The organism is Planctopirus sp. SH287, from assembly GCF_056500625.1.
Genome location: NZ_CM151403.1, coordinates 351,007 through 373,704 on the forward strand (window position 1 = coordinate 351,007; position 22,698 = coordinate 373,704).

Below are 22,698 nucleotides of genomic sequence, written 5' to 3' on the forward strand. Positions count from 1 at the left end.
AGACAAAGTGTGGATCAGTTGTGTTTGTTCGATTTGTGAGTCGAAGACGGGTGATGAAATAATGCTGTCAGCATTTGCCAAAACCCCGTCCATCCATAGAAACCTGAGCCGTGCCGCCAGAGCGAATAAGCTGTCAGCAAACGAATGGGAGACACTTTCGCCAGATGCGGCCGCCATGGTCGACCCGGTTCAATAGTGACTTGAATGGTCGTCATTTCCAAGAGTCCCTTGGCTCCGCGCGTCTTGCCATATCCACTGAGCCGCTTCCCACCGAAGGTCACGCGCGGGTCAGCTGTTGGGGCGATGATGTCGTTGATAATCAGACATTCGGCAGAGAGCTGCTCAGCCAATTGACGGGCGGATCGGGCACTGCCAAAGAGGGATGCCGACAAAGAATGGGCGTCCTGTGCATCGGTTGTGATCAGTTCCTCGATGGAATGATAGCGAACCAGCGTTGCGGCGGGCACAAAGAGATCGGCTGTCAGGATTGGATTGTCAGTTTCCACATGATCCAGCAGCACGGGTTCCCAGGCAGATGTCGTGTGCCAGTTTCCCATCAGTAGCCGGGCGCCATGATGGACGGCCTGTTCCAGTTGAGGAACTGCCGTATCGGCATTAAGAGGGTCAACGACACATGATGTTCCCCGATCCTTCAGCGATTGCCGGAAATGCTCCAAAAAACGAGGAACCAGACTTTCGGGACAATAGATGCGGCGAGGGGCCATGCAGGTTGCTCCGCCGTTAAGCATCAGTCCAAACGCCAGGCATTGGGCAGCCAGTTTCAAATCGGCATCAGGGAGGAGATAGACCGCATCGGAACCGGAAAGCTCCATGATACATGGAATGAGCGGCTGGCTGGCCAGTTCCGCCACGATCTTTCCTGTCGACTGAGATCCCGTCAGCACGATCAGATCGGGGCGTTGCTGGATCCAGGTCGCGACTTCACAATGAGCTTCCGAAGTGACGTGCAGCAGTCCTTCTGGCAAGCCGGCTTCCTTCAGGAGGCTGGCTAGCAGGTGAGAGACAGGTTCCGCCAGTCGCCCCGGTTTGAGCACGATGGCGTTGCCTGCAACGAGTCCTTGAATGACCTGAACGCCGGGAATCAACAGAGGATAGTTTGAGGGGCCAACGATCAATACGACGCCGTAAGGCTGGCGTTTTTCTTTGAGACGAACACCGTTTAAGCACGACAGAAAACTGGTCGAACGCAGGTGCCGTGTTGCCAGGAGCCTGCGAGCGGATCGTTCAAGAAACAGGCAGGCTTCAGCCAGTGGAAGGATTTCTGCCACCAACGTTTCCGCAGTTTTCCGCTGGGGAAGTTTGATTGCAGCAATCACATCCTGCTGTCGAGTGACAAGCAGGTGTCGGAATTTCCGGACAACCGCCAAGCGTTCGCGGAGGGGTGATGCCCTCCACCTGCCAGCGCTCATTTGAAGTTGTGCAATGTCCTGGGGGTGAGCCTTGGTGGCCATTACTCCCCCACAGAGTCGGCTTTGGCAGATCCGGGCACGCAACTTTCGTTCCTGTCGGGAATCAGGTTGGTGATGGTTAGCGGATTTCGCTCGTGGTTCCAGCGAGCCAGTAGCGCCTCAGGGGTGTTGGAAGATGATGGGATGGCATTGGCCGAAAAATCGACCTGTTTTTCTCCGAGATCTTCGAGCAGCAGCCGCGAGGTGATCCGGGCCGATTCATAAATCACGGGCAGACCGCTGCCGGGATGTGTTCCGCCACCCACCAGATAAACGCCGGGAATATCGGCAAAGCGGTTGCGGGGTCGCAGATGGAGCATCTGCTTCAAATTGTGAGCCAGGTTAAACGTGGCCCCGCGATAGATTTCAAAGTCTTCATCCCAGTTTTGAGGTGTCAGCACTTTTTCATACCGAATACGGGATTCCAAATCCTTTAATTTAAATTTTGTTTTGAGTTGTTCGATCACTTTTTTACGGAACGCGGCGATCTGTTGGGGCCAGTGAATGTTGCCATGCTGATGAGAGACCGGTGCAAGGACATAAAGGGTGCTGTGTCCTGCGGGAGCCAGCGTGTTGTCTGTGACCCCTGCGTTTTGCACATAGATCGACGGGTCTTCAGAAAGGATGTGCCTGCGCTCGATGTCTGTGAGGTTCTCGCGGTAGTTTTTGGCAATATAAATCGTGTGATGGGCGAGATGGTCGTAGCGGCCTTCAATTCCCAGATACATCATGAACGTCGAGCAGCTGTAACGTTTTTTAGCGAGAATTTTGTCCGACCAGGCCGGGCGGAGTTCATTGGGGATCAGTCGTTCCATGCTCCGGGCAAAATCGGCATTGAGAACGATGGCGGGTGCCCGGTACTCACCGGTAGCTGTTTTCACGCCAACCGCGCGATTCTTTTCAAAGAGCAGCTTTTCAACGGGTTCGTTGTAATGAAATTCCACACCGGCTGAAGCGGCCAGTTCTGCCATCTTGTCCGAGACGGCGCTACATCCTCCCAGAGGATGAAAGACGCCATGTTCGTATTCGAGAAACGAAAGGATGGTGAACAGGCTGGGGCAATGGAAAGGGGACATTCCGAGATACTTGGACTGAAACGAAAAGGCCAGTCGCAGGCGCGGGTCACGGAAGTACCGCTTGAGGTCACTATCCACCGAGGCCCAGGGGCGAACGATGGGGAGGAGTTTGGCCAGTGGCAATGAAAGGACGTCCCGCAGGGAATGGAAAGGAGATTCCAGAATCGGGCGGAACATCTTCAACTTGTGGCGATTTTCAGCCAGGAATAAACGAAAGTTGGCTGCGTCCTGTCGATTGAACACATTGAGCGCCGCTTCCATCCGATCCAGATCAGATGTCGCATCAAGTTGTCCTCCCGCGCCGAAGATCAGCCGATATTGAGGATCGAGCCGCTTCATCGGGACTTCTGTCATCAGATCTTTGCCGGTATGCGCAAAGATTTCCTGCAAGACCCGAGGATAGAGAAAAAACGTGGGGCCGTAATCGAAGCGAAACCCGTCTGCTTCCAGTGCTGATGTCCGGCCGCCGGGAGTCGGGCGGCGTTCAAAAAGATGGATCTTTTGGCCTTTGCTTGCCAGTAGCATGGCAGCCGCCAATCCCCCCGGGCCGCCACCGACAATAATGACATCGCTTTGCATTCGACTTCCCTTGTCGTGTTGGCGGATCTGTTCAGGCCTGTTCGCAAAATGCTACAGGGTCTGAATGCTGCTGGTTAGGTCGACAAAGTCGACAGAATACGGATTTATTCAGAAAGTCATTTTTCAAGAGCAATCGATCACAGATGCTCTATCAATTCTGATGAGCAACGATGCAGAGTCTTGTGAAGGACTCTGCTTACTTAACATGTTAGGCAGCAGGTGTTGTTTCGACCCACCAGGTGAGATAGACGCAATAAGAAATGGCCGCAATGTGGGCGATGGCAATGATCCAGAAGATCACGCGGTAGGAGGTCTTCAGCGTTTTGTGGCGAAAGAGCCAGTTGCCAAGACAGGTGCCGGGCCAACCGCCGGCTAACGAGAATCCGTGGAGTGTGCGTTCGGAAATGCGGGGCCGATCACGCACCGCTCGTCGTTTATCGACGAAGGAAAGGGTGAAGGCGATCAGGCTGCACACCAGCGTGAGAAACAGATAAATCGCGACGAAAAAGCCAATCTTCTGGCCTTCCACAGTGATGGCACGATAGAGCCAGAATGTGGCAATCGTCAGCCAGCCAATCGCGACCCAGACCAGGAGCAGATCAGGACGCTGGAGCATTCGCCAGAGGAATGAAGATTGCCGGCGCGAAGTTGAGCCGTAAGGTTGTCCGCTCATGAAAATTCCTGCAATGACCGCCAAGAGACCGGGAGTGCGTTGCAGGATTCTCGCAGTTTTTCCATGTCACGCAACATGGGAATGAAATCGTGGCGGAAATGCTGGGGAGTTCAGCAAGAGAAGGGTCATTCACCGGAATGATCCAACTCTGGCTGACCTAAGCCCATTCACAAAATTGAGAGTCTTTATCAAGGTGTTGATGGTGGTGTTGCCTCCTTTCCAGAAATGGAAGAACCGGGCGTTTCCAGTGTGATGGCCATGATGACCGGTGCGGTGGCATCCGGCCCTTTGACCAGCTCGATCGATTCCAGAGGCAGGTCTTTGCCGCATTCGATGGTGATTGTCCGCAGTTGTTGACCACGGGCCGCGATGGCGAACTTTGATTGAGGAACATCAACCCGCCGGATGTAATCAGCAATGTGTTCACCATTAATCAATTTGTGGTCTTCCGTTGAGCCATCGGCATATGTGAGTCGGACAATCATCGATGTCGACCCTTTACCGCTGGCAGGAAAGGCCCAACCGGCAACACCTCCCAGAAGATGGATCGCTTTCACTTTGAGGCCGCAAGGCAGAGTCACTTGCCTGGGCATCTGTGGTGGAAATTTTCCATTGGTGCTGAACAGCATGATGGCATTGGGAGTGGCTTGCCCCTTGGGATCAATCAACGCGAAGGGGACATCACCGATGGTTCGGGGTTCATAATTGTTGAGGATCAGTCGCTCCAGATCGGCATCAGCACTGTAGAACATCCCCCGTGTCGTATTGATCGTGGCAAATTTGTCGAGGGGCAGGGGGAGGTATTTCCCCGGTTGCTTGAGGAACTCCAGTAAATCTCTCAGACCTTCGGGAGTGGTCTGTTTTTCAAAACCTTCAGGCATGAGTGATTTGGTGGAAGCGACCAGTTCTTCGATCTCTTCTCGTTGAATCGATTGAGGCTTGCCTTCCCCATCAAGCAGTTCAATCGTAGTGCGTGATTCCGAAGCCAACAGGCCCGTGAAAACGCGTCCATCATTCAAGATCACGGTATAAACTCGGTAATTCCCTTCAACACTACGGCTGGGGTCAAGGATATGTACCAGCAGTTCATGCTTGGGATGGACTGACATCCCGGTGAGATTCGGGCCAACCTTTTGTCCCAGATCACCATAAACGTGGCACTTGGCGCACTGTTGCATATAGATCAGCTTCCCTGCCACGGGATCACCGGTTTCTTTGGTGACATGATCTAACTGATCAATCACCGCCTGGCGGTCAGCGCTGGCAAGACCGCCTCCTTTGGCCATGATGTCACGAGCCAGTTTTTGAAGCTTGCTGTCGGGGTGAGCCGCAAGAGCCTGCTGCTGATCAAGGGAGAGTTCACCAAGACTCAGTTTTCCCGCAGCACATGCCTCCAGAAGGGCTTGCGTCCAGTCGCTGCGAGTCATGAGGGTTCGCATGACCTGAGGGCGAGAACCAGGAGTGATGTTTCCCAGACGTTCCAGAATCGCCGCTCCGGTGGCTGGTGATTCTGACTTGGCCACGGCATTCAGCAGACCAGTAGTGAACTGAGGCGTAGACTTCACCGACAATTGATCGATTAACCTGGCCGCGACTTCAGGATTCCCCGGCAACAGAGCCACATAATCGCGGGCGGCAGCAATCCGGTCGGCTTCGCTGGCACTCGCGTTGTTGACTTTGGCAAGGAAGTCGGCTGCTAACTCCCCCGCATATTTTTCCAGGGTGTTAATCCCGATTCGCTGAGTCAGTGCGAGCAATTGAGAGCGGCTGGCTGGTGAAACATTTCTGAAGAGTTTTGTGATCGCATCAGCATGTTCCTGACTGATATCGTGCGTTTTTTCTGTCGATTTGCGAGACCAGCCTGCGGCCAAACCCGCGATCATACTTTCAGAAACATCACGTGGCATCCGTGAAATCTGGGCCAGAAGTCCCACCATTGATTGAGAGGATTCAGCGCGAATGGTGTGGTCAGCCAGGCGTTGCAGAATCGCGAGTGCCGGCTTGGACAGGGCAGATGAATGAGCTGCCGTTTCTTCTGGAAGTAAGCGGATCACTGCGACATTGTTCCTCGCGGCGGCTGCAGTCAGGGCCTCGGGAAGGTAACGATCTGAAAGAACAACCGGGTCATACAAAGCCTGAATGATCGTTCTGGCAGCGGCGGGGGTGGATGGAGACTCTGCCATCTTCAAAAAGGCTGCCATCCGCACGAGAGCCTGGGGATCGTGAGCGACATTCGTTTTTACCAGTAAGTCGATAGCATCCCGACTGGCGGGAAGCGTTTGAATCACATTCCTGCGAACGGCAGATGAAGGATGCGTGAGGCCAGCGGTCACCGCTTGAATCATCTGGGGATCGTTCAGGCTGTTGAACTGGCCTAATCCTTGAAGTGTCCAGGCACTGTGGATGGCACCGACATCAAGGCCAATAGCGTCGAGGTGACGGACACCCAGACGTGCCAGGAGCGTGGGAGCCACCGTTTGATCCTGCCGTTCCACCAGCAACCGCTGAGCCTGTTTGCGCCAGAAGAAATTCGTGTCTTCCAGGGCTTTCACCAGTGTTTCGCTATCGGCCCCGGCAAGATTGCGGGTGGTCGAGTGGTCGGCCTTGCCTGTTTCACCGGGCCTGTTATTCCAGATCAAACGCAGGACACGGCCATGTTTCTTATCGCGCAGGTCAGATTCGTAGGCGTTCCCTTTGCCTGTTGTGAAACCTGTGGGTGTAGGGTTGTGCTGGACAATATAGTTGTACCAGTCAAGGATCCACATGTTTCCGTCCGGCCCCACTTCGGCCATGATCGGTGCGGCCCATTCGTCGTCGCTGGCGACCAGGTTGGAAGGGCTGGTGGACGTGAAATCCGTGCCGTTCTGTGTCAGGACAAACGTCCCGACAAGGTGCCCTGTGGGGCCGCAGACAAACGCGGTGCGGTTCCACCAGCTTTCGGGGTAGTTGCGCGCGGTATAGAGAGCATGGCCACAACCAGCGGTGTAGCCACCATGGTGGTCGACTTGTCGCACTTTCTGAGTGATCGGTTTAAAGAGATGAGTGTCGGAGATTGTCCCCAGACCTGAAGCCGCCCAGCCGCGGACACCTTCGTAGTAGCGGTTGGCAATGGGCATGTAGACAGAGGGGTTATGATTGGCGGTGGAGCCGAAGATGAGGCCGTCTTCACTGATGCCTAGTCCCCAGGTGTTGTTGTTCGTCGAGCGGATGAATTCAAGTTCATTCACTTCAGGCAGGCCATCAGAACCCAGGCTGACCTTGAAGCGGAAGAAGCCCTGACGGAAGCGCCCGGCGGCTTGACCATTCGTCAGGATTGGCTGGGAGTCGTTATAGCCTTGCATCGCCCAGATCCAGTTGTCGAGGCCATATTGGAAGTTGCTCACCCCGCCGTGAGTGTCTCCCAGTGCCCAACCTGTGATGAGCAATTTGCGAACATCCGCATTGCCATCGCCGTTGGTATCTTTCAGAAAGATGGTTTCGGGGCCGTCCTGCACGATCGCGCCGCCATGGACGCAGACGATAGCCGTGGGAATGCTCAGTCCTTCAGCAAAGATGTCAAAACGATCTGCAACTCCATCATTGTTCGTGTCGGAGACAATACGGATCCTGTCACGACCCTGACCTTTGGGTTGCAGTTCGTTGGGATAATCCATCGTCTCGCAGACCCATAATCTGCCCGCTTCATCCCAGTTGAAGGCGATTGGCTTGCCGCCCAATTGCGGGTCAGCGGCAAAGAGCTTGAGTTCGCTTCCTTGGGGATGAACGTAGTGCTCGAGAGATTTTTCAGGTGGGAGCGGCAATTGCATCTGTGTGAGAGGCTTTTCCTGCTTTCCCCATTGAGCACCAGCGACATAGTTGGGAATCTTGCTGCCGACTTCGATGGAGGCAAAAGGGGCGGCATCAGGTTTGATGACCGTCATCGCAGGTGGCTGGAAGCGAGGTTGTTCTTTGTAATCAGGAACTGGTGTGTTGTCTTGGGCGGCCCAGCGAATGCCGCGTTCGACCAGATTCTGAAAGCCGGGATTGGAGAAAGTGCGATCATCGTGACCCCAGGCGGTGTAGAAGACGCGGCCTTGGCCTTCGTTGCGAACCCATGTCCAGGGTTCTTCAGCAGGAGCCTTGGGATCACGCTTCATTTCGTCGGCGCTGAGAGGATGGTATTCAAGAACCGTCCGGCCGACAGGGTTATGTTGCGCGTGACGATAAGTTTCATCCCAACTGCGGAACCCTGAGAACCCTTTAAGGATGGGATGGTCGATCTCTTCGAGACGGGTTTCGACGATGCCTGTGGCATGCTTGGAAAATTGGGCGCCCACCAGAGCGATATATTTCGCTGAATTACGGAAACAGAATGAGGCACAGTGGAGCGGGACAAAACCGCCTCCGTTTTGCACATATTCCAGCAGAGCCGCTTCTTGGTCGGTCGTGATGTTGTCGATGTTGGCGTAGATCACCAGAGCTTTATAGGGAGACAACCCTTCTTTACTGAGCACGTTCACGTCGCTCGTATATACCAGGTCAATCCCCCGCTGGGCCAATATGGGCTGCAACTGCTCGAAGCGGGCTTTGGGCTGATGATGGCCGCTATCTCCCAGGTAGAGAACGGGGAGTGATGCGGCAAAGGTGAAGTCTGCTGTAAACAGCAATGCAATAGCGGCAACCCAGAAACGCATGGGCGTAATTCCCTGAAGCAGGCTGGCGAACGATGTGGCGGCAGCAATTCTATGTATGACTATTAACTAGAATCAATTAATGCGACATCATCAAAAGTAGGGCGCATGCTAATGCATCATGACAATTTGCAAATGTCATACTGGCGTTTATTTCAACGTGAAGCCCGGGAGTTTCACGATTTCTCCGCCCTTCAGGGCCGATTGATGGGCGCAAAGTCCTACACATGTCCAGTTGGCCGATTGTGTCGCGTTTGGCCAGGGATCTCGGTTCTGAGTAAGAGCGGATAGGAATTCGTGAACCATATGTGGATGTGACCCGCCATGGCCCCCGCCTTGAACGAATGATAAATGCTCGACATCCTGAATCGATTTTGTAAACATGCGAATCGGTTCGGGAAGCAAATGGGCGAAGTCGGGAACTTCAATCTTAGAGGCAATCTCTGGCTCGGTTTTTTTCGCCGTATGGATCACGTGGGGTTCACCTTCCACCAGCGTCCATTCAAAACTTTTTTTAGTGCCATAGACATCGAAGCTTTCGCGGTACTGGCGGGCGACGTCATAGAGGAAACGCCAGATGTGAGCCACGACATCACTTTCCTGTAGCTTGATATGGCAGGTTTCCACTGCAAAGCGGTTACCAGATTTCTCGCGAATATCGTCGCGCACGCGGCCTGAGCCAAAGCAACTGACATACTCGGCCCGCTTGTCGAGCAACCCGAGGCAAGGGCTGACAACGTGTGTGGCGTAGTGCATGGGGATCATCTTTTCCCAATACGACGGCCAGCCATCCATCTCTTGTGGGTGAGAGGCGGCCAGATGCTGAATCTCTCCCAGTTCGCCCTTGAGGTAAAGATCCTTAATAAAAAGGAACTCGCGGGAATAGACGACGGTTTCGGCCATCATATACTTTTTGCCCGTCCGGGCGACCGCCTCGCAGATCTGATCACATTCTTCGATGGTGGTCGCCATGGGGACGGTACACATGACGTGTTTACCAGCGTTCAGCGCCTTCAACGACATCCACGCATGATCGGGAATCGGTGAGTTGATGTGGACAAAGTCGACTTTGGGATCAGCCAGCACGTCGTCATAACTGGTGTACCGGGTACCGATTTCAAATCGATCACCGACTTCATGAAGGTGTGACTCATTCCTCTGGCAGATGGCGTACATCTCAGCCCCCGGATGACGTTGATAGATCGGGATAAACTCGGCTCCAAAACCCAGACCGACAATGGCGACGCGGAACTTGGTGGAACTGGGGTTGCTGGCAGCATTCATGCTGATCTTCGCTCAGGAGAGTAATGGTCGAGTTAAAGAAATGATCAAAGTGGAGGAACGGTCGAACTGGGAGTTTCACGGACTCAATGTGACAGCGAAAGCGAGCTTGATTCGGACTTGTCCTTCACACCATAGTCGAAACGGCGTGTCAGGCCATGAGGTTTTCATTCAAAAATATTGAGAAAAATAACTGCGAGTATTTTCACTCAATCTGGTGTTGTGAGCTTGATTCATCAGATATTCTGACGCAAAAGTCATTAAGAATATGAGAAAGATCACCGTGATCAGTTTTTGACTGTTGGTCTTAGCTGCTGGTCGTAACGGTGCTCTTTTCATTCTGAGTGAACATTGTCGCCTGTTGTTGATTTCTGTCTGAAGAGTGAAATGTTATGGACTCACTGGCCCGGCCACGTGTCGTGCTTCTCATTGAATCCTCGAATGCCTATGCCCGAGGCGTTCTTCAAGGGATTCAACAGTACGTGCGTCAACAGCACCGGCGCTGGTCGATCCATCTTCCCGAGCAGGGACGGGGCGATGCACCGCCAGAATGGCTCAAGGAAAAGCGCATTGATGGCATTATTGCACGCGTTGAAACACCGTTGATTGCGGAAACGTTGCAGTCCATCGGTGTGCCAGTGGTGGATGTGAGTGCTGCGAGGTTGTGGCCGCAAATTCCCTGGGTTGAAACTGATGATGTGGCCATTGCCCGGATGGCGGCTGAGCATTTGCTGGAACGTGGTTTTCAGAACTTTGCCTATTGCGGTAACAGCTCATTCAATTGGTCGAATTGGCGCCGTCAGGCGTTTATGGAAGCAACCATCAAGGCCGGCTTTTCGTGCTCGGTGTTTGATTTTCATGAGAATCCCGAGTCAGCCTCGGAGGAGTCGTTTTATCAGTGGTTGAGGCAGTTACCCAAGCCGATTGGTGTGATGGGCTGCTATGACAGTGTCGCTCGAAAAGTTCTCGATGCCTGTCGCGAACTGAGCGTGCCTGTCCCTGATGATGTGGCGGTGATCGGTGTCGATAATGACGATTTATTGTGTGAATTAGCCGATCCGCCATTGACCAGCATTGCACCGAACGCCATTCGCGCAGGAGCGGTGGCAGCTCAGTTTCTGGATGAGCAGATGCGGGGCGAAAACTTGCAGGAAAACTGCCTGCGAGTTCCGCCGCTCAGCGTGGTGACGCGGCAATCGACCGATGTGCTGGCAATGGATGATCGGGACGTGGCCTTGGCGCTGAAGTTCATTCGCGATCATGCGTTTGAAGGGATTCACGTTAATGATGTGCTGCGGGTCGTGCCATTATCGCGGCGCGTGTTGGAACAGCGCTTCGAGCGGCGACTTGGCAGAACGCCCCATGCCGAGATATTGAGATTGAAAATCGAACGAGCCAGGCAATTACTGGTGGAGACCGATTTATCACTGGCGGTGATCGCCCAGCGATCGGGTTTCACCCACGATGAATATTTCAGCGTCGCTTTCAAACGTGCGACGGGAGTGGCTCCCAGCGTCTGGAGACGACAGCAGACGGATCCTTATGCCAGAGAGTGAATGTTAAAATATGCCTGAAAACGCCGAAACCTGTTAAATGCAGTAGTCGCCCCCTCGGCATTTTGCAAAGCGTTCTTGACTGAAAAATCGGTTCTCCCCTACAAAACGTGATATTGCTCCGAGTCAGGAATTCCCTTGGGAATCTCCCCTGGCCCCCGAGAGCTGGTCAAACACACACTTTCAGGGGAATGAACATGGGTGAAGGGATGCACCTGGATTCGGTCAATGAAACGGCATCGTCGACAAATCCTCCGGCTGGCAAGAAATCATGGGTGAAGCCTGTGGCGTTTGCTGCGGGAACTGCCGCCGCGTTGATGGCTGGTGGTCTGGTGATGCAGTCTTTCAAGCCGAACGTTGGTCAGGCTGCTACGGAGCCTGCCGCCAAGGGAGCTGCCACGAGTGATCGCCCCGTTAAGGTGATGGCCCGTGTGAATAAGGAAATCATCCCTTTCGAGATGGTCGCTGAAGAGTGCGTGTCTCGTTACGGCAAGGAAGTTCTTGACGACATTATTAACCGCACGATGATCCAGCAGGCCTGCGAAGCGGCTGGCGTCACTGTGACGGAAGAAGAAGTGACAGCCGAAATCAATCGCATTGCCAAGCGGTTCAGTCTGGATGTCAACAACTGGTATCAGATGCTGCAGGCGGAGCGGGGGATCAATCCTCAGCAGTATCGCCGCAGTGTGATTTGGCCGATGCTGGCGTTGAAAAAACTGGCTAGCGAGAAGGTTGATATTCAAGAAGAGGAATTGAACCGCGCGTTCGTCCGCAATTATGGCCCTCGCGTCAAATGTCGGATGATCATGATGGATAATCTCCGTCGTGCCACAGGGATCTGGGAAAAAGTGAATGCCGACCCGGAGAACTTCGAGAAATTTGCTCAGGAATTTTCGATTGATCCTTCCAGCCGGGCGCTGGGTGGCTCGGTTCCTCCCATTCCCAAGTACACGGGAAATGATTCGATTGAAAAAGCCGCCTTTGCTCTGAAGGAAGGCGAAATCTCGGGCGTGATTGAAGTCGGCCCCAGCCGCTTTGCCATTATTAAGTGTGAAGGCCGAACGGTTCCAACCGTCAATGAATTGACCCAGGAAATCCGTGATTCGCTCTATGATGAACTGGTCGAAGCCAAGACTCAGCAGAACGTGGCCAAGACGTTCGAGCATATCCAGAAGACGACGCGGATTGATAATTATCTGACAGCCACTGTGACTGGCCCTGACCGGGTTCCCGCTGCGGCTCCAGGCGGCGCGATTCAGCCGACCGGTGCTCAGCAGCCCAGCGCGGGCGCTGTGCGATTGGGGAACCGTCCGGCTCCCTCAGGCAACTAAACAGTATCGCCTTCCATTAGCAAAAGCCCGGTTTCCTAAAAAGAAGCCGGGCTTTTGTCGTTATCTGGGAGGAAGTGGTGGAACACTGAATTGCATAGTTTTCTTCATGCTTCTAAGAACGGAAAACGAACCACTACCAGTTTGCACGCGGTAGTGGTTCAGTTCAAAATCCGTGTTACTGGCGGCCACGATTTACCGCGTGGTTAGCCCTAACGGTGGATTAAAGTGTGTCAATCTCCCACCGTAGTGAGTAAATACTTACGTTAGCGCCACCAAGACATCGAACTCGTGTTTCGTAGCGGTGTCCTGATTGGATACTTACTGCCGGATAAAAGACTGTAAAACCGTCTGAGTTGGTAGGAAAAGCCGAAAGTGAAAACGTCTTTGCGTGGTATGAGGTTCCGCTGGTGTAGTCATAAATGTCGGTGTAGAGGACATCCCCGCTACCTCGGTTCCCAATAATGCCGAACAACTTTGCCTGGAAATTGCCAACTCCATCAAGGCGCTGATACGGACCACAGGAAAACCAACCAGCAGTATTGTGAGTATTTCGGAGCCATTGCTTGAAGTACGGCCTGGAAACGTACCCGGGTGGGATTTGTCCAGTCTGCATATTCAACTGGTCGCCGTGCCAGAACATGACGTCCGTACCTAATCCGACTGTCACCGGATCTGCCGACACGACAAACTCCGATCGATGATCACCAACTAGCAAAGAGGTTTCGTCTGTGGAGGCATTTATGCTCATAGAGATTCTCCTAACTTGTGTTTGTCAGAACGAACGACGCTGATAATACACGGACGTGCATGCATGTCAATCTGAATATCTCCCACGGGAAGCTTCGAGGTTTACAGCGAGAATTGACCGAGCAATTTCTTACGCGACTCTTCGACGTTAATGCCTGTTAATGACATCACATGTCAAAAATGCAGCGAATTCATGGTGTTTGGCTATTTCGCAAGAGTTCTTGACGATATGCCACCTCAAAAAAAAGTGGTGGAAACGCTTGAAACAGATTCAAAAGTCAATATCAGGCTTTAACGCCCATGGGCTATCCAAAAGCGGAGAGGACAGGATTTGAATCCGTTTGCCGCTAGGGCAAGAGTCTGCAAAGGCTGGCGAGGAAGGGTGAGGAGAGTCATCTCGGGTGGGTTTCTATTTTCCGGTGTCGTTGCAGGGTACACTGGGGCTGATTGAAATTTTCTCGCCGCAATTTCTGTAGACGAATGAAAGCTCTGGATGTCGAAGGTTCCCGAAACGCTCAAGCCTTTTCTCAAAGAGCTCTCGTCCAGTGTCCGACAGGGGAGTTATCAGAAACTGGTGCTCAGCCGCCCGCTGGCTGCCAATGAACAGGTTCCGTCAAAAGTCACGATTCGCCCCGTGATGATTCAGGAAGAAACGCAATATCAGTGGGTGGAACGCGTAGGCCCTCGCGAACTCCATCAGAATCTGACGGCAGATCAACTGATCCAGCGTATTCCTTCCATGATGGGGAGTATTCTGGGAGATGCCCGGCTCTTCACCAAGGAGGCCGAAATCTGCGCCCGATATAAAGGCCGCGGGCATTTTCAGATTCATCGGGCGAAGGGGCATCAGCAAATCGCTGAGCCTGAAGCCCATAACCGGGAAAAGAATTACATCATCCCGGCGAATACTCCTTGTCCTTTTCTGGAAAAGGCGGGGGTGATGACGGCGGATGGTCGCGTCAAAGCGCCGATGTATCACAAGTTCAAACAGATCAACCGCTATCTGGAACTGATCCGCGATCTCAAGGGGACATTGCAAAAGCCTGAAGCGCTGCGAGTGGTTGATTATGGTTGCGGCAAGAGTTACCTCACTTTTGCGCTGCACCATTATTTAACGAATGTCGAGAAGCGTGCGGTCGAAATGACAGGGCTGGATCAACGGCGCGATGTCATTGAAACCTGCACAGGGATTGCCAGCGAGTTACAACTGGAAGGGCTGGATTTCCGTGTGGGGCAGATTGTTGATCTGCCAATCCATGGGAAGATCGATCTGGCGGTTTCGCTGCATGCTTGCGACACCGCCACTGACGAAGCTCTGGCGGCTGCGGTATTGCGGGAGGCCCAAGTGATTGTGGCGGTTCCCTGTTGCCAGCATGAACTGCGTCCACAGATTGAAGGGGAGCCACTCGCAGGATTGTGGAAGCACGGAATACTGGCAGAACGGTTTGCTGCCGATGTCACCGATGCACTCCGGGCGCTCTGGTTGGAAAAGCAGGGATATCAGGTGCAAGTGATTGAGTTTATTGATCTGGAGCACACGCCCAAGAACCTGGCCATCCGTGCGATTCGTGTTGCCAAGCCCAGCCGGGAATCGATCCGTTTGGCTGAAGAAAAAACACTGGCGTTGAAAAAAGTCTGTGGCATTACGTCCACATGGCTTGACCGGTGGGATCAGCAGAACGCAACGTCCCAAGTTGATTAGACCCGTTGAAATCTCCTTTTCTGAGAGGGATGTTTGCTCGTATGGCGTATCATCTGTCGAAATATCGCGGGCGGTTTCGATCCCTTGATGAATGGCGAAAGTCATCCCTGTGTTTTTAAGCAGCAGATCACAATGGCGAAGCAGGTTCTTCCTGTTGGCTATCGCCTGGGGAATCTTCTTGCTTTGTCTCTGGCGGTCGAACTCATCGACCAGGTTACCAGTCGTCGATGCGACCTCAGACCATGGGCCGACCCGTGGTGAAACCTTGCAAATGGCGCCTCATTTTCAAGGATTGGATCTGCGAAATCGGATGTTCCGGCTGGAGTCGATGATTGGGCGCCATGAAATTGATCTGCTTTTTCTTGGCGACATCACAACGGCCGCCTCGCAATCTGCCATCGTGTCGCTCCAGAGAGAATTGACGAAACCATTGCAAGAGCCGCTGAGATCGAATTCCTCGTGGCAAGAGCGACAACTGATTATTTTGACGACCTCTTTACCGCCAGTTATCCGTGAACTGATGGATCAGGACGGACGCTATGGCGGCGTGATTGTCAGTGATCCCACTGGGGAAATCGGCCAGCTTTGGGAAGTTGCCAATCGACCGACCCGCTTTTCGATCAACCGCGCGGGCCAAGTTCGTTATGATCAAGGACGACCAATCCCGACTGAAATCCCTTCCGTAATGGACGCTCCATGAGTTCTTCTTCTGATGATTCAACAACGCCTGCTCAGTCCACAGAGGAGAGTAACGGGTCTGGCTTAACAGGCGTGGTCATTGACGGCCGATATGTTGTGATTGCGATGGCCGTGTTTGGGCTGACTATTGCCACGTCTGTGGCCGTGTACTGGAATTACCAGACGAAGCCATTTCGTGTGTTGACAGTGTCTCTGGGAGAAGAATTTCCTGGATCGTTGCCGCGAGTGGAGGGAGGCCGCAGTAAGAACGAACCGGCCGTTTTGCGGATTGCGATCCGTGTGCCCTTCAATCCCGAAGAGGAGAACACGAAGTTTGAAGAATTCCGCGATGCCGTATTGAAGGTCTGCGCGGAGCGGCAGAACCTTTCGCCTTTTGAAAAGATCGAAATGCACGTGTTCTATTTTCCGCCCAGGCACGAAGTCATTCGCCGCTCAGTCACGGTTCCCGTTGCAGAAGTGTTAGCGAAGTATAAAAAACCGGAGACAGCGACCTGAATATCTCTGTAAGATTTCTGTAGATATCGCCTTGTCTGATCAAAGTTTGACCTTGCTGACAAGTCAGGCGAAAGAAAAACGTGCCGGCCAGATGATCTGGTGCGGCACGTGCCCATTCTGGCATCTCTTTTCCGGCTGCGGCATGCTAGGGTAAAGGGGCTTAACGAGAGTATGAAGCCGCCAGTTGATCTGTCTCCTTGAGATTCAAACGGACGCTGAGAATATAGGGTTTTTCGTTCTTGTCCCAGTGGCCATAAGTGGTGAGGACAAAGTCACCATTGGGCAGGACTTCTACTCCGGGATAAGCACAATCCCAGGCATGTGTGTTGTCTTTCAGGCGAAGGCGGTACTGACCGGGATGGCCCTGCTTGAGGTGTTCGTAATGTCCCACCCAGGCGACCCAGTCGCCGGCTGTCGGACTGTTGACGCTTTTCGGTGGTGCATCGCGGAAGGAAATGACCAGTCGTCCGTCTTGAGCATACTTTGCCGTATGACGATCGCCTGTGAGAGTGGCGGGAAGTTCTTCAGGAGTCGTCCAGGTCTGGCCTTCATCGGTGGAGAAAATGATGTGTGAATTTTTCACGCGGCGGTTTTCCCGCAGAATGACGGCGATTTCCTTCCCATCTGGTGAGCGAATCGCCCCGGGTTCACAGAGATGAACTTCCTTCGAGTTGAAGATCGGCGTGGGGGTTCCCCACGTTAATCCCCCGTCTGTCGAACGTGATTGATAGAGCGTGAAACCTGGGAGGACTTTGCCGCCATTCCCTTTGCCGTCGGCTGAAAAATATCGCTGGTCATCATGGAACAGAGCGAGGTAATGGCCGGGAGTCGTCCCTTCGACCACAGAGGCCATGGCCACAATGCCACCCCATTCACCAACGGGAGCCAGTTCTGACCATGTGGCGCCATCATCCTCACTATGGGCCATGCGAATGGGGTACATGCCGCTAAACATGATGATTCGCTTTTTGCCAGTTGCATCAACCACCCGGTGCAGCGTGGGAGTTTCTTTAGAAGTCTCCCAGGACTGCGGCGTGGGGAGCCGGTCTGACCATGTTTTGCCACCATCGCTGCTTCGTTTGTAGATGACAGCCCCTTTGCCATGCCCTTTGGGATAGACACATAGAATGGTCTTGCCGTCTTCAAGGAGCAGCGTTGTCGGATGCCCGAGGTATTGTCCCGCTTCCCGATCAACGACAACTTGCAGATCAGCACGATCATTGAGATCGATCTGAGGAATCCCATGGGCCGATGTGCCAGCCGCTGGCTTCCCGGACTCCTGTGCCTGGGCAGAAATCATCAGAGCCAATGTCAGCGAGAGTCCCAGGCAGCATTTCGTGCAGAATGTCAGAGGAGAGATCAGAGGGTGGGAAGTGGATCCGCTTTGGGGGGGCAGCATGGCGAGGTGTCCTTCAAAGTGCAGAACAGGGATCGGCGGGCGCAGCAAAATCAGCCCTCTTGTCATATGCGTGAGGGTTGATGTTTCAGGCCTGTTGTACCGTTTTCTCTGGTGAATTGCGCGAACAAAAAGGAATTGGAACAACGTGAGCCATCGGAAAGGTCTGCTAAATTTCGCTTGCCAACCTCCTCTGTGCCGTGACACGGCTTTATCTTGGGGTTTCATGCGTAGTAACGTCCTCCGTTGTCGGACTTGACTACCTGTTTAACCCTGCTTTTCAACTTTGACTATGCACTCAGGCAGAGGCCACTCTACGGCGTTTCATCCATCGGTTTGCATTTCCTTCCCACGCCCCCCACAATCGGTGGGAGAGCTTCAAATCGTGGTAAAATCAATTCAATAAAACTCAGGAAAGACTGTCTCAATGAAAGAGCATGATCTGGTGGTGATCGGTGGCGGGCCGGGGGGATATGTTGCCGCAATTCGCGCTGCTCAGTTGGGGCTGAACGTCGCCTGTATCGAGAAAGAATCGGCTCTTGGCGGAACCTGCTTGCGAGTCGGCTGTATTCCCAGCAAGGCTCTGCTTGAATCCAGCGAGCTTTACCAGATGGCCAAAAACCATCTTTCAGAGCACGGCATCAGCCTTGATTCCGTCAAGCTCGATCTCCCTGCGATGCTTAAACGAAAAGATGGCATCGTCTCCCAACTGACCAAGGGGATTGACGGCCTGTTTCGCAAGAACAAGATCACGCGATATTTCGGACATGGAAAAATTATCGCCTCTGGCAAGGTTTCTGTGGAAGGCGATAAGCCAGAAGAAATCGTCTGTAAAAACATTGTGATTGCCACTGGCAGCAAGTCGGCTCCGCTGAAGGGCGTTGAAGTCGATGGAAACCGGATTGGCACCAGCACCGAAGCCCTGTCTTATGCCGAAGTCCCCGGGACGATGGTTGTCATTGGCGCAGGTGTGATCGGCCTGGAATTGGGTTGTGTCTGGAACCGGTTGGGTGCCAAGGTGATCGTCCTCGAATACCTTGATCGTATCCTTCCGGGAATGGATACCGAGATTGCCACGGAAGCTCAGAAGATTTTCACGAAGCAAGGATTGGAGTTCCGTCTGGGAACCAAGGTGACCGGGGCCAAGGTTGAAGGGGACAAGTGCGTTGTCACCTGCGAAGGAGCCGAACCTATCACTTGTGATCGCGTTCTGCTGGCTGTTGGTCGCCTCCCGAATACCGAAAATCTGAACCTTGATGGCGTGCATGTGGCTCATGATGCTCGCGGCCGGGTTCAGGTGGATCAACACTTCCAGACGACGATCCCCGGCATCTATGCCATTGGCGATGTCATCGGTGGAGCCATGCTGGCCCATAAGGCGGAAGAAGAAGGGATGGCAGTCGCTGAAGGGATCGTCTGGGGCCATTGCCATGTGAACTATGACGCCATTCCCGCTGTTGTCTACACACATCCTGAAATTGCCAGTGTCGGTAAAACCGAAGACCAACTCAAAGAGCAGGGAATTCCCTATAAGAAAGGGAGTTTCCCTTATCTTGCTAACGCACGAGCCAAGGCGATTGCTGCCACAGAAGGGCGTGCAAAGATTCTGGCTCATGCCGAAACGGATCGCGTGCTGGGTGTCCATATCATTGGTGCCCATGCGGGCGACATGATTGCTGAAACTGCCCTGGCCATGGAATTTGGTGCTTCCAGTGAAGACATTGCCCGGACGTCGCACGCTCATCCAAGTCTGGCGGAAATCGTGAAAGAAGCGGCCCTGGCTGTTGATGGCCGTGCGATCCACTTCTAAACCCTTATCCGGGTTAAGTGTTGAAGTATCTTTTGAAAGCCTCCGGTCTCTTGAATGAGACCGGAGTGCCGTGTCACGGCTTTGTTTTCGGGTTGACGTCGCCGCAACGTCCTCCGTTGTCGGACTTAACAACAGAAGAGACCCGAATTTTATACTTTGACAATGCAGGAGGCTTTCATCGCTTAAAAAGCAAAAAAACTCCCCAACGACGAATCGTCAGGGAGCTATCGAAAATCAAGTGATGGTTTCGATCATTCAGATGATCGAAGCTGAGCAACCATTACTCTTTTTCGATGTCCTTCATCAGCTTCTTGGCAAGATCAAGGTGTTGCTGAGTGGTGGCCTTGGCTTCAACCACAAAGTTCTGAAGTTCACCGTTGGTGTGTTTCTCCAGAGCGGTCAACTGAGCCAGCATTCCCATGTGCATGCCGGCCTGAATCCCCAGGAAGCATTCATCAATCTTTTTGTCTTCCTTGGATTGCATCAATTCACCCACAGCCAGATCAAGACATTCCTGAGCGATGTCCTGTTGGATCTGGAGGAATTGATCCCCTTCGTTGGTACGTCCCGCATACTGTGGCTGCAGCACAACCCGGCCGCGGTATCCTACAACCTGTCGCTGAGGAGTTGGGGTGTTAGGAGCGACTTCGACATTCACCCCTGTGGCACGCTCGATTTGACGTTCGGCGCGATCGACCTGACGTTCGGCTCGACGCTGGGCAGGTGTGGAAGCGACAGGAACCGTGACGGCTTCAGTCGCCACGAACGTTTCGCCTGCGGCAGGCTGCTGAGCCTGAGTCACCTGAGAACTTTTGAGTGATTGAAGCTTCTCGACAGCCTTCTGATGGTCAGCAGCAAGTTGTGCTGCAAACTGTTTGACCTTTTCATTTTTCAGTTCATTCTGTGCGAACTTGCTCAGTTCAATTTCTTCCTGATTCTTCAGGATGAGGCAATTGACGACGTGTGACTCAATATTGGCTGCTGGTTGCTGTGCAGGTCTGGCCCCCACAGCGACTCCACCAGGGCCGACTTGAACCTGTGTGCCGGATGTGTAAGGAGCACCGGTTCGTGGGTCGATCCGGTTAGGGTCAACCGTACCATCGGCACGAGGTGGAGCGTTGCGAGGTGGCGTGTTTGTCTGAACCCGAACATTTCCCACCGGAGTTTGAATGTTGGTTATGCTCCTTGCAGGGGGAGCATTTGTCACAGGCTGGGGAGCACCGGGGGGTTGGGCATTAGCGACTGCAACTAAGCCAAGGGACAAACCAGTGGCCAGCAGACTCTTGTGAACGTGCATCGTGAACCTCCAATGGTAAAACAAACTCCCACACGATGAAGGCCTCGCCCGACATTGAGCGACCCTCCTGATCCTTCCGAGCGAGAGTTGAGCATCCGAACGGCATCGCAATCGGCATGCCGAGATAACCACGCACCAGTAGTCTGACCATCGAACGGAAGCGGCCATTCAGTGTTGCTTAGGGTCTTGTTTAAGCCGATTGAGAAATCTCCTTTCGGCCCCAAAATCACGGCTATATAAGCTGTTTTTTGAGGGAATCAAAATGAGGTCGACAGGGATACTTCCGCCCTGCATATCAGGCGGTATTCTCACGTGAGAAAGAAACTTTCACCCACGAAAAAACAAATCGCCGAGCGACCTCTAGCCGACCGGCGATCATGCGACTTGAAACTTCAACAGGCGCGATGAACGACTGGCGATCATTGCCCGCTTTCATCAATGACGGGACAACAATTCAAGGTGTATGGTGAGCTGGCAACATGACGTCGGCGTAATCGAGAATTCCCGCCCAGAACTGGTTCGTCAAAGTATGCTTTTCGGGAAGTCGCAACTGCACGACATGACCCACGCTTCCTATTTTAAGATTGTCGGTGGTGGCGATCAGCCCGGCTCCCACCACGCCTGACTTCCCCAGCAGCGTCCAGGCGGGAGCAGCCGCATTGACCGTATCAAGAGAGCGGGGAAAGTTCGCCCACGCATCCTGATCTCCTTCCGTATCGAGCAACAAACGAGGAGCGACAAGAGCCGCCACGGTATGCTGATCAAACGGGAGGCGGTTTTCGTTGCCGCCAAATTTTTTGAATTCACCACAGAACCAATGCGGGAAGACGCGATTGATCCGCTCGACCGTTTCCTGGTGGTTCTCTCGACTTAAAGCCATTCCACCTGTTCCCGATTGATGAGGCACCACCAGAGCAATTCTTTCATCCATCGCCGCGGCAAAAAGTACGGTTTTCCCTCGACGCGAGTGACCTAATAGGCAGAGACGCTGGGGATCAAGAGCGGATTCGGTTTCCAGTTGATCGAGGCAACGATGAAGTCCCCATGCCCAGAGAGCGATGGTCGCAGGCTGAGAGCCTGTGGGGATGGCTGGATCTTTCAGATATGGAAACAGCCCGGTTTCCCACTCATTCTTATCGGATTTGACATCACTTTCGTGGTAGGTCGCGAAGGCATAACCACGATCAATCACTTGCTCCACGCACCAGAATTTGTCCTGAACGCCGCGCTTGCCGACCATTTCCGGTTTTGAGCAGAACCGATCGGTGTGGATGGTGGTCTGGGGATCTGACGTGACGTTGGCATTCCCGCAATAGTTCAGAGTGAGGAAGGTGGGGACTTTCTCACTCTTTCTGGCGTTGGGGATCCAGAGAGCCAGCCGGATTTCTGGGGCGTCGGCAGGCAGTTTTGTGAATTTCAGGCTGATCTCTTTGAGAGTGGCCTTTCCATTCAATGCGTCGGGAACGATTTTGGTGACTTTGGCTTCAAAGGGTTGGGCCGCTGGCAGGTAGCCGAACATCTCCTTCTGGATTAACTCCTTGAGTTCAGGCCGCCGTTTGGCGTTCCAGTCCTGGGCAGTGGTCACTTGGGTTCCATCCTGCGCAGTGAAGAGATCTGGCAAATCCGTCATCAGGGGATATCCTGACCAATCGGTCGCAACGTTTTTTGCCTGAGCGATAACCTTTGCGGGCGTATTGGAGGAGGGGGGCTGTGCATAAAGAGGAGAGACTGACATCGCGCCCAGCAGGATGGCCCCACACCTTGTCAATGCAGTGAAAAGCGTATGATTCATGGTCGGCTCGCTCATGAAGTGTTGTCTCACGTTGAATATGATGGCTTTATCTGCAGGAAGCGTACTGATTGCGTGATCTCATTTTGAGCGGTATTGAGTCTGCCAAATTCGCTCGCTGAAAGAAATAA

Annotated in this window: 15 protein-coding genes; 7 read left to right on the forward strand and 8 right to left on the reverse strand. The window is 53.3% G+C overall.

Annotation, left to right across the window (positions count from 1 at the left end):
- Window positions 1-14 precede the first annotated feature (14 nt).
- The 5 genes from SH287x_RS01260 to SH287x_RS01280 all read right to left on the reverse strand — a co-directional run bounded on the left by SH287x_RS01260 (window position 15) and on the right by SH287x_RS01280 (window position 9,751).
- The gene (locus SH287x_RS01260) at window positions 15-1,472 is read right to left on the reverse strand and encodes an aldehyde dehydrogenase family protein (protein ID WP_479516623.1); all 1,458 of its coding nucleotides are present in this window, start codon (window positions 1,470-1,472) and stop codon (window positions 15-17) included.
- A complete protein-coding gene (gene crtI, locus SH287x_RS01265; protein WP_479516624.1) occupies window positions 1,472-3,124 on the reverse strand; it encodes a phytoene desaturase family protein in 1,653 nt (550 codons plus the stop codon). The genes SH287x_RS01260 and crtI overlap by 1 nt, the downstream gene beginning before the upstream one ends.
- Window positions 3,125-3,332: 208 nt before the next feature.
- Entirely contained in the window at window positions 3,333-3,797 is a 465-nt protein-coding gene (locus SH287x_RS01270) for a DUF1294 domain-containing protein (protein WP_479516625.1), read from the reverse strand.
- Between the two features lie 188 nt (window positions 3,798-3,985).
- On the reverse strand, window positions 3,986-8,470 hold the full coding sequence (locus SH287x_RS01275) for a PVC-type heme-binding CxxCH protein (protein ID WP_479516626.1): 4,485 nt from the start codon (window positions 8,468-8,470) through the stop codon (window positions 3,986-3,988).
- 147 nt (window positions 8,471-8,617) lie between these two features.
- The gene (locus SH287x_RS01280) at window positions 8,618-9,751 is read right to left on the reverse strand and encodes a Gfo/Idh/MocA family protein (protein ID WP_479516627.1); all 1,134 of its coding nucleotides are present in this window, start codon (window positions 9,749-9,751) and stop codon (window positions 8,618-8,620) included.
- A gap of 389 nt (window positions 9,752-10,140) precedes the next feature.
- Between SH287x_RS01280 and SH287x_RS01285 the strand changes: the two genes are divergently transcribed.
- The 6 genes from SH287x_RS01285 to SH287x_RS01310 all read left to right on the forward strand — a co-directional run bounded on the left by SH287x_RS01285 (window position 10,141) and on the right by SH287x_RS01310 (window position 16,275).
- Window positions 10,141-11,304, forward strand: coding sequence for a XylR family transcriptional regulator (locus SH287x_RS01285; RefSeq protein WP_479516628.1), 1,164 nt, complete (start codon window positions 10,141-10,143; stop codon window positions 11,302-11,304).
- Window positions 11,305-11,498: 194 nt separating this feature from the next.
- A complete protein-coding gene (locus SH287x_RS01290) occupies window positions 11,499-12,632 on the forward strand; it encodes a peptidylprolyl isomerase (protein ID WP_479516629.1) in 1,134 nt (377 codons plus the stop codon).
- Between the two features lie 1,240 nt (window positions 12,633-13,872).
- Window positions 13,873-15,081 (forward strand): class I SAM-dependent methyltransferase, encoded by a 1,209-nt coding sequence (locus tag SH287x_RS01295; RefSeq protein WP_479516630.1) that lies wholly within the window; start codon window positions 13,873-13,875, stop codon window positions 15,079-15,081.
- A gap of 132 nt (window positions 15,082-15,213) precedes the next feature.
- The gene (locus tag SH287x_RS01300) at window positions 15,214-15,342 is read left to right on the forward strand and encodes a hypothetical protein (RefSeq protein ID WP_479516631.1); all 129 of its coding nucleotides are present in this window, start codon (window positions 15,214-15,216) and stop codon (window positions 15,340-15,342) included.
- Between the two features lie 10 nt (window positions 15,343-15,352).
- On the forward strand, window positions 15,353-15,781 hold the full coding sequence (locus SH287x_RS01305; RefSeq protein ID WP_479516632.1) for a hypothetical protein: 429 nt from the start codon (window positions 15,353-15,355) through the stop codon (window positions 15,779-15,781).
- Window positions 15,778-16,275 (forward strand): hypothetical protein, encoded by a 498-nt coding sequence (locus tag SH287x_RS01310; RefSeq protein WP_479516633.1) that lies wholly within the window; start codon window positions 15,778-15,780, stop codon window positions 16,273-16,275. Before SH287x_RS01305 ends, SH287x_RS01310 begins: the two co-directional genes overlap by 4 nt.
- Before the next feature lie 160 nt (window positions 16,276-16,435).
- On the opposite strand, the gene SH287x_RS01315 is transcribed toward SH287x_RS01310, so the two are convergent.
- Entirely contained in the window at window positions 16,436-17,674 is a 1,239-nt protein-coding gene (locus SH287x_RS01315) for a sialidase family protein (protein ID WP_479516634.1), read from the reverse strand.
- Between the two features lie 424 nt (window positions 17,675-18,098).
- Between SH287x_RS01315 and lpdA the strand changes: the two genes are divergently transcribed.
- Window positions 18,099-19,481: a dihydrolipoyl dehydrogenase gene (gene lpdA, locus SH287x_RS01320; RefSeq protein WP_479516635.1), complete on the forward strand. Its 1,383-nt coding sequence runs from the start codon at window positions 18,099-18,101 to the stop codon at window positions 19,479-19,481.
- Between the two features lie 280 nt (window positions 19,482-19,761).
- Here lpdA and SH287x_RS01325 read toward each other — a convergent pair whose 3' ends face one another.
- Both SH287x_RS01325 and SH287x_RS01330 read right to left on the reverse strand, forming a co-directional pair.
- On the reverse strand, window positions 19,762-20,778 hold the full coding sequence (locus tag SH287x_RS01325) for a DUF4142 domain-containing protein (protein WP_479516636.1): 1,017 nt from the start codon (window positions 20,776-20,778) through the stop codon (window positions 19,762-19,764).
- Window positions 20,779-21,232: 454 nt separating this feature from the next.
- Complete coding sequence (locus SH287x_RS01330) at window positions 21,233-22,570, reverse strand: glucuronyl esterase domain-containing protein (RefSeq protein ID WP_479516637.1); 1,338 nt, start codon at window positions 22,568-22,570, stop codon at window positions 21,233-21,235.
- Window positions 22,571-22,698 lie beyond the last annotated feature (128 nt).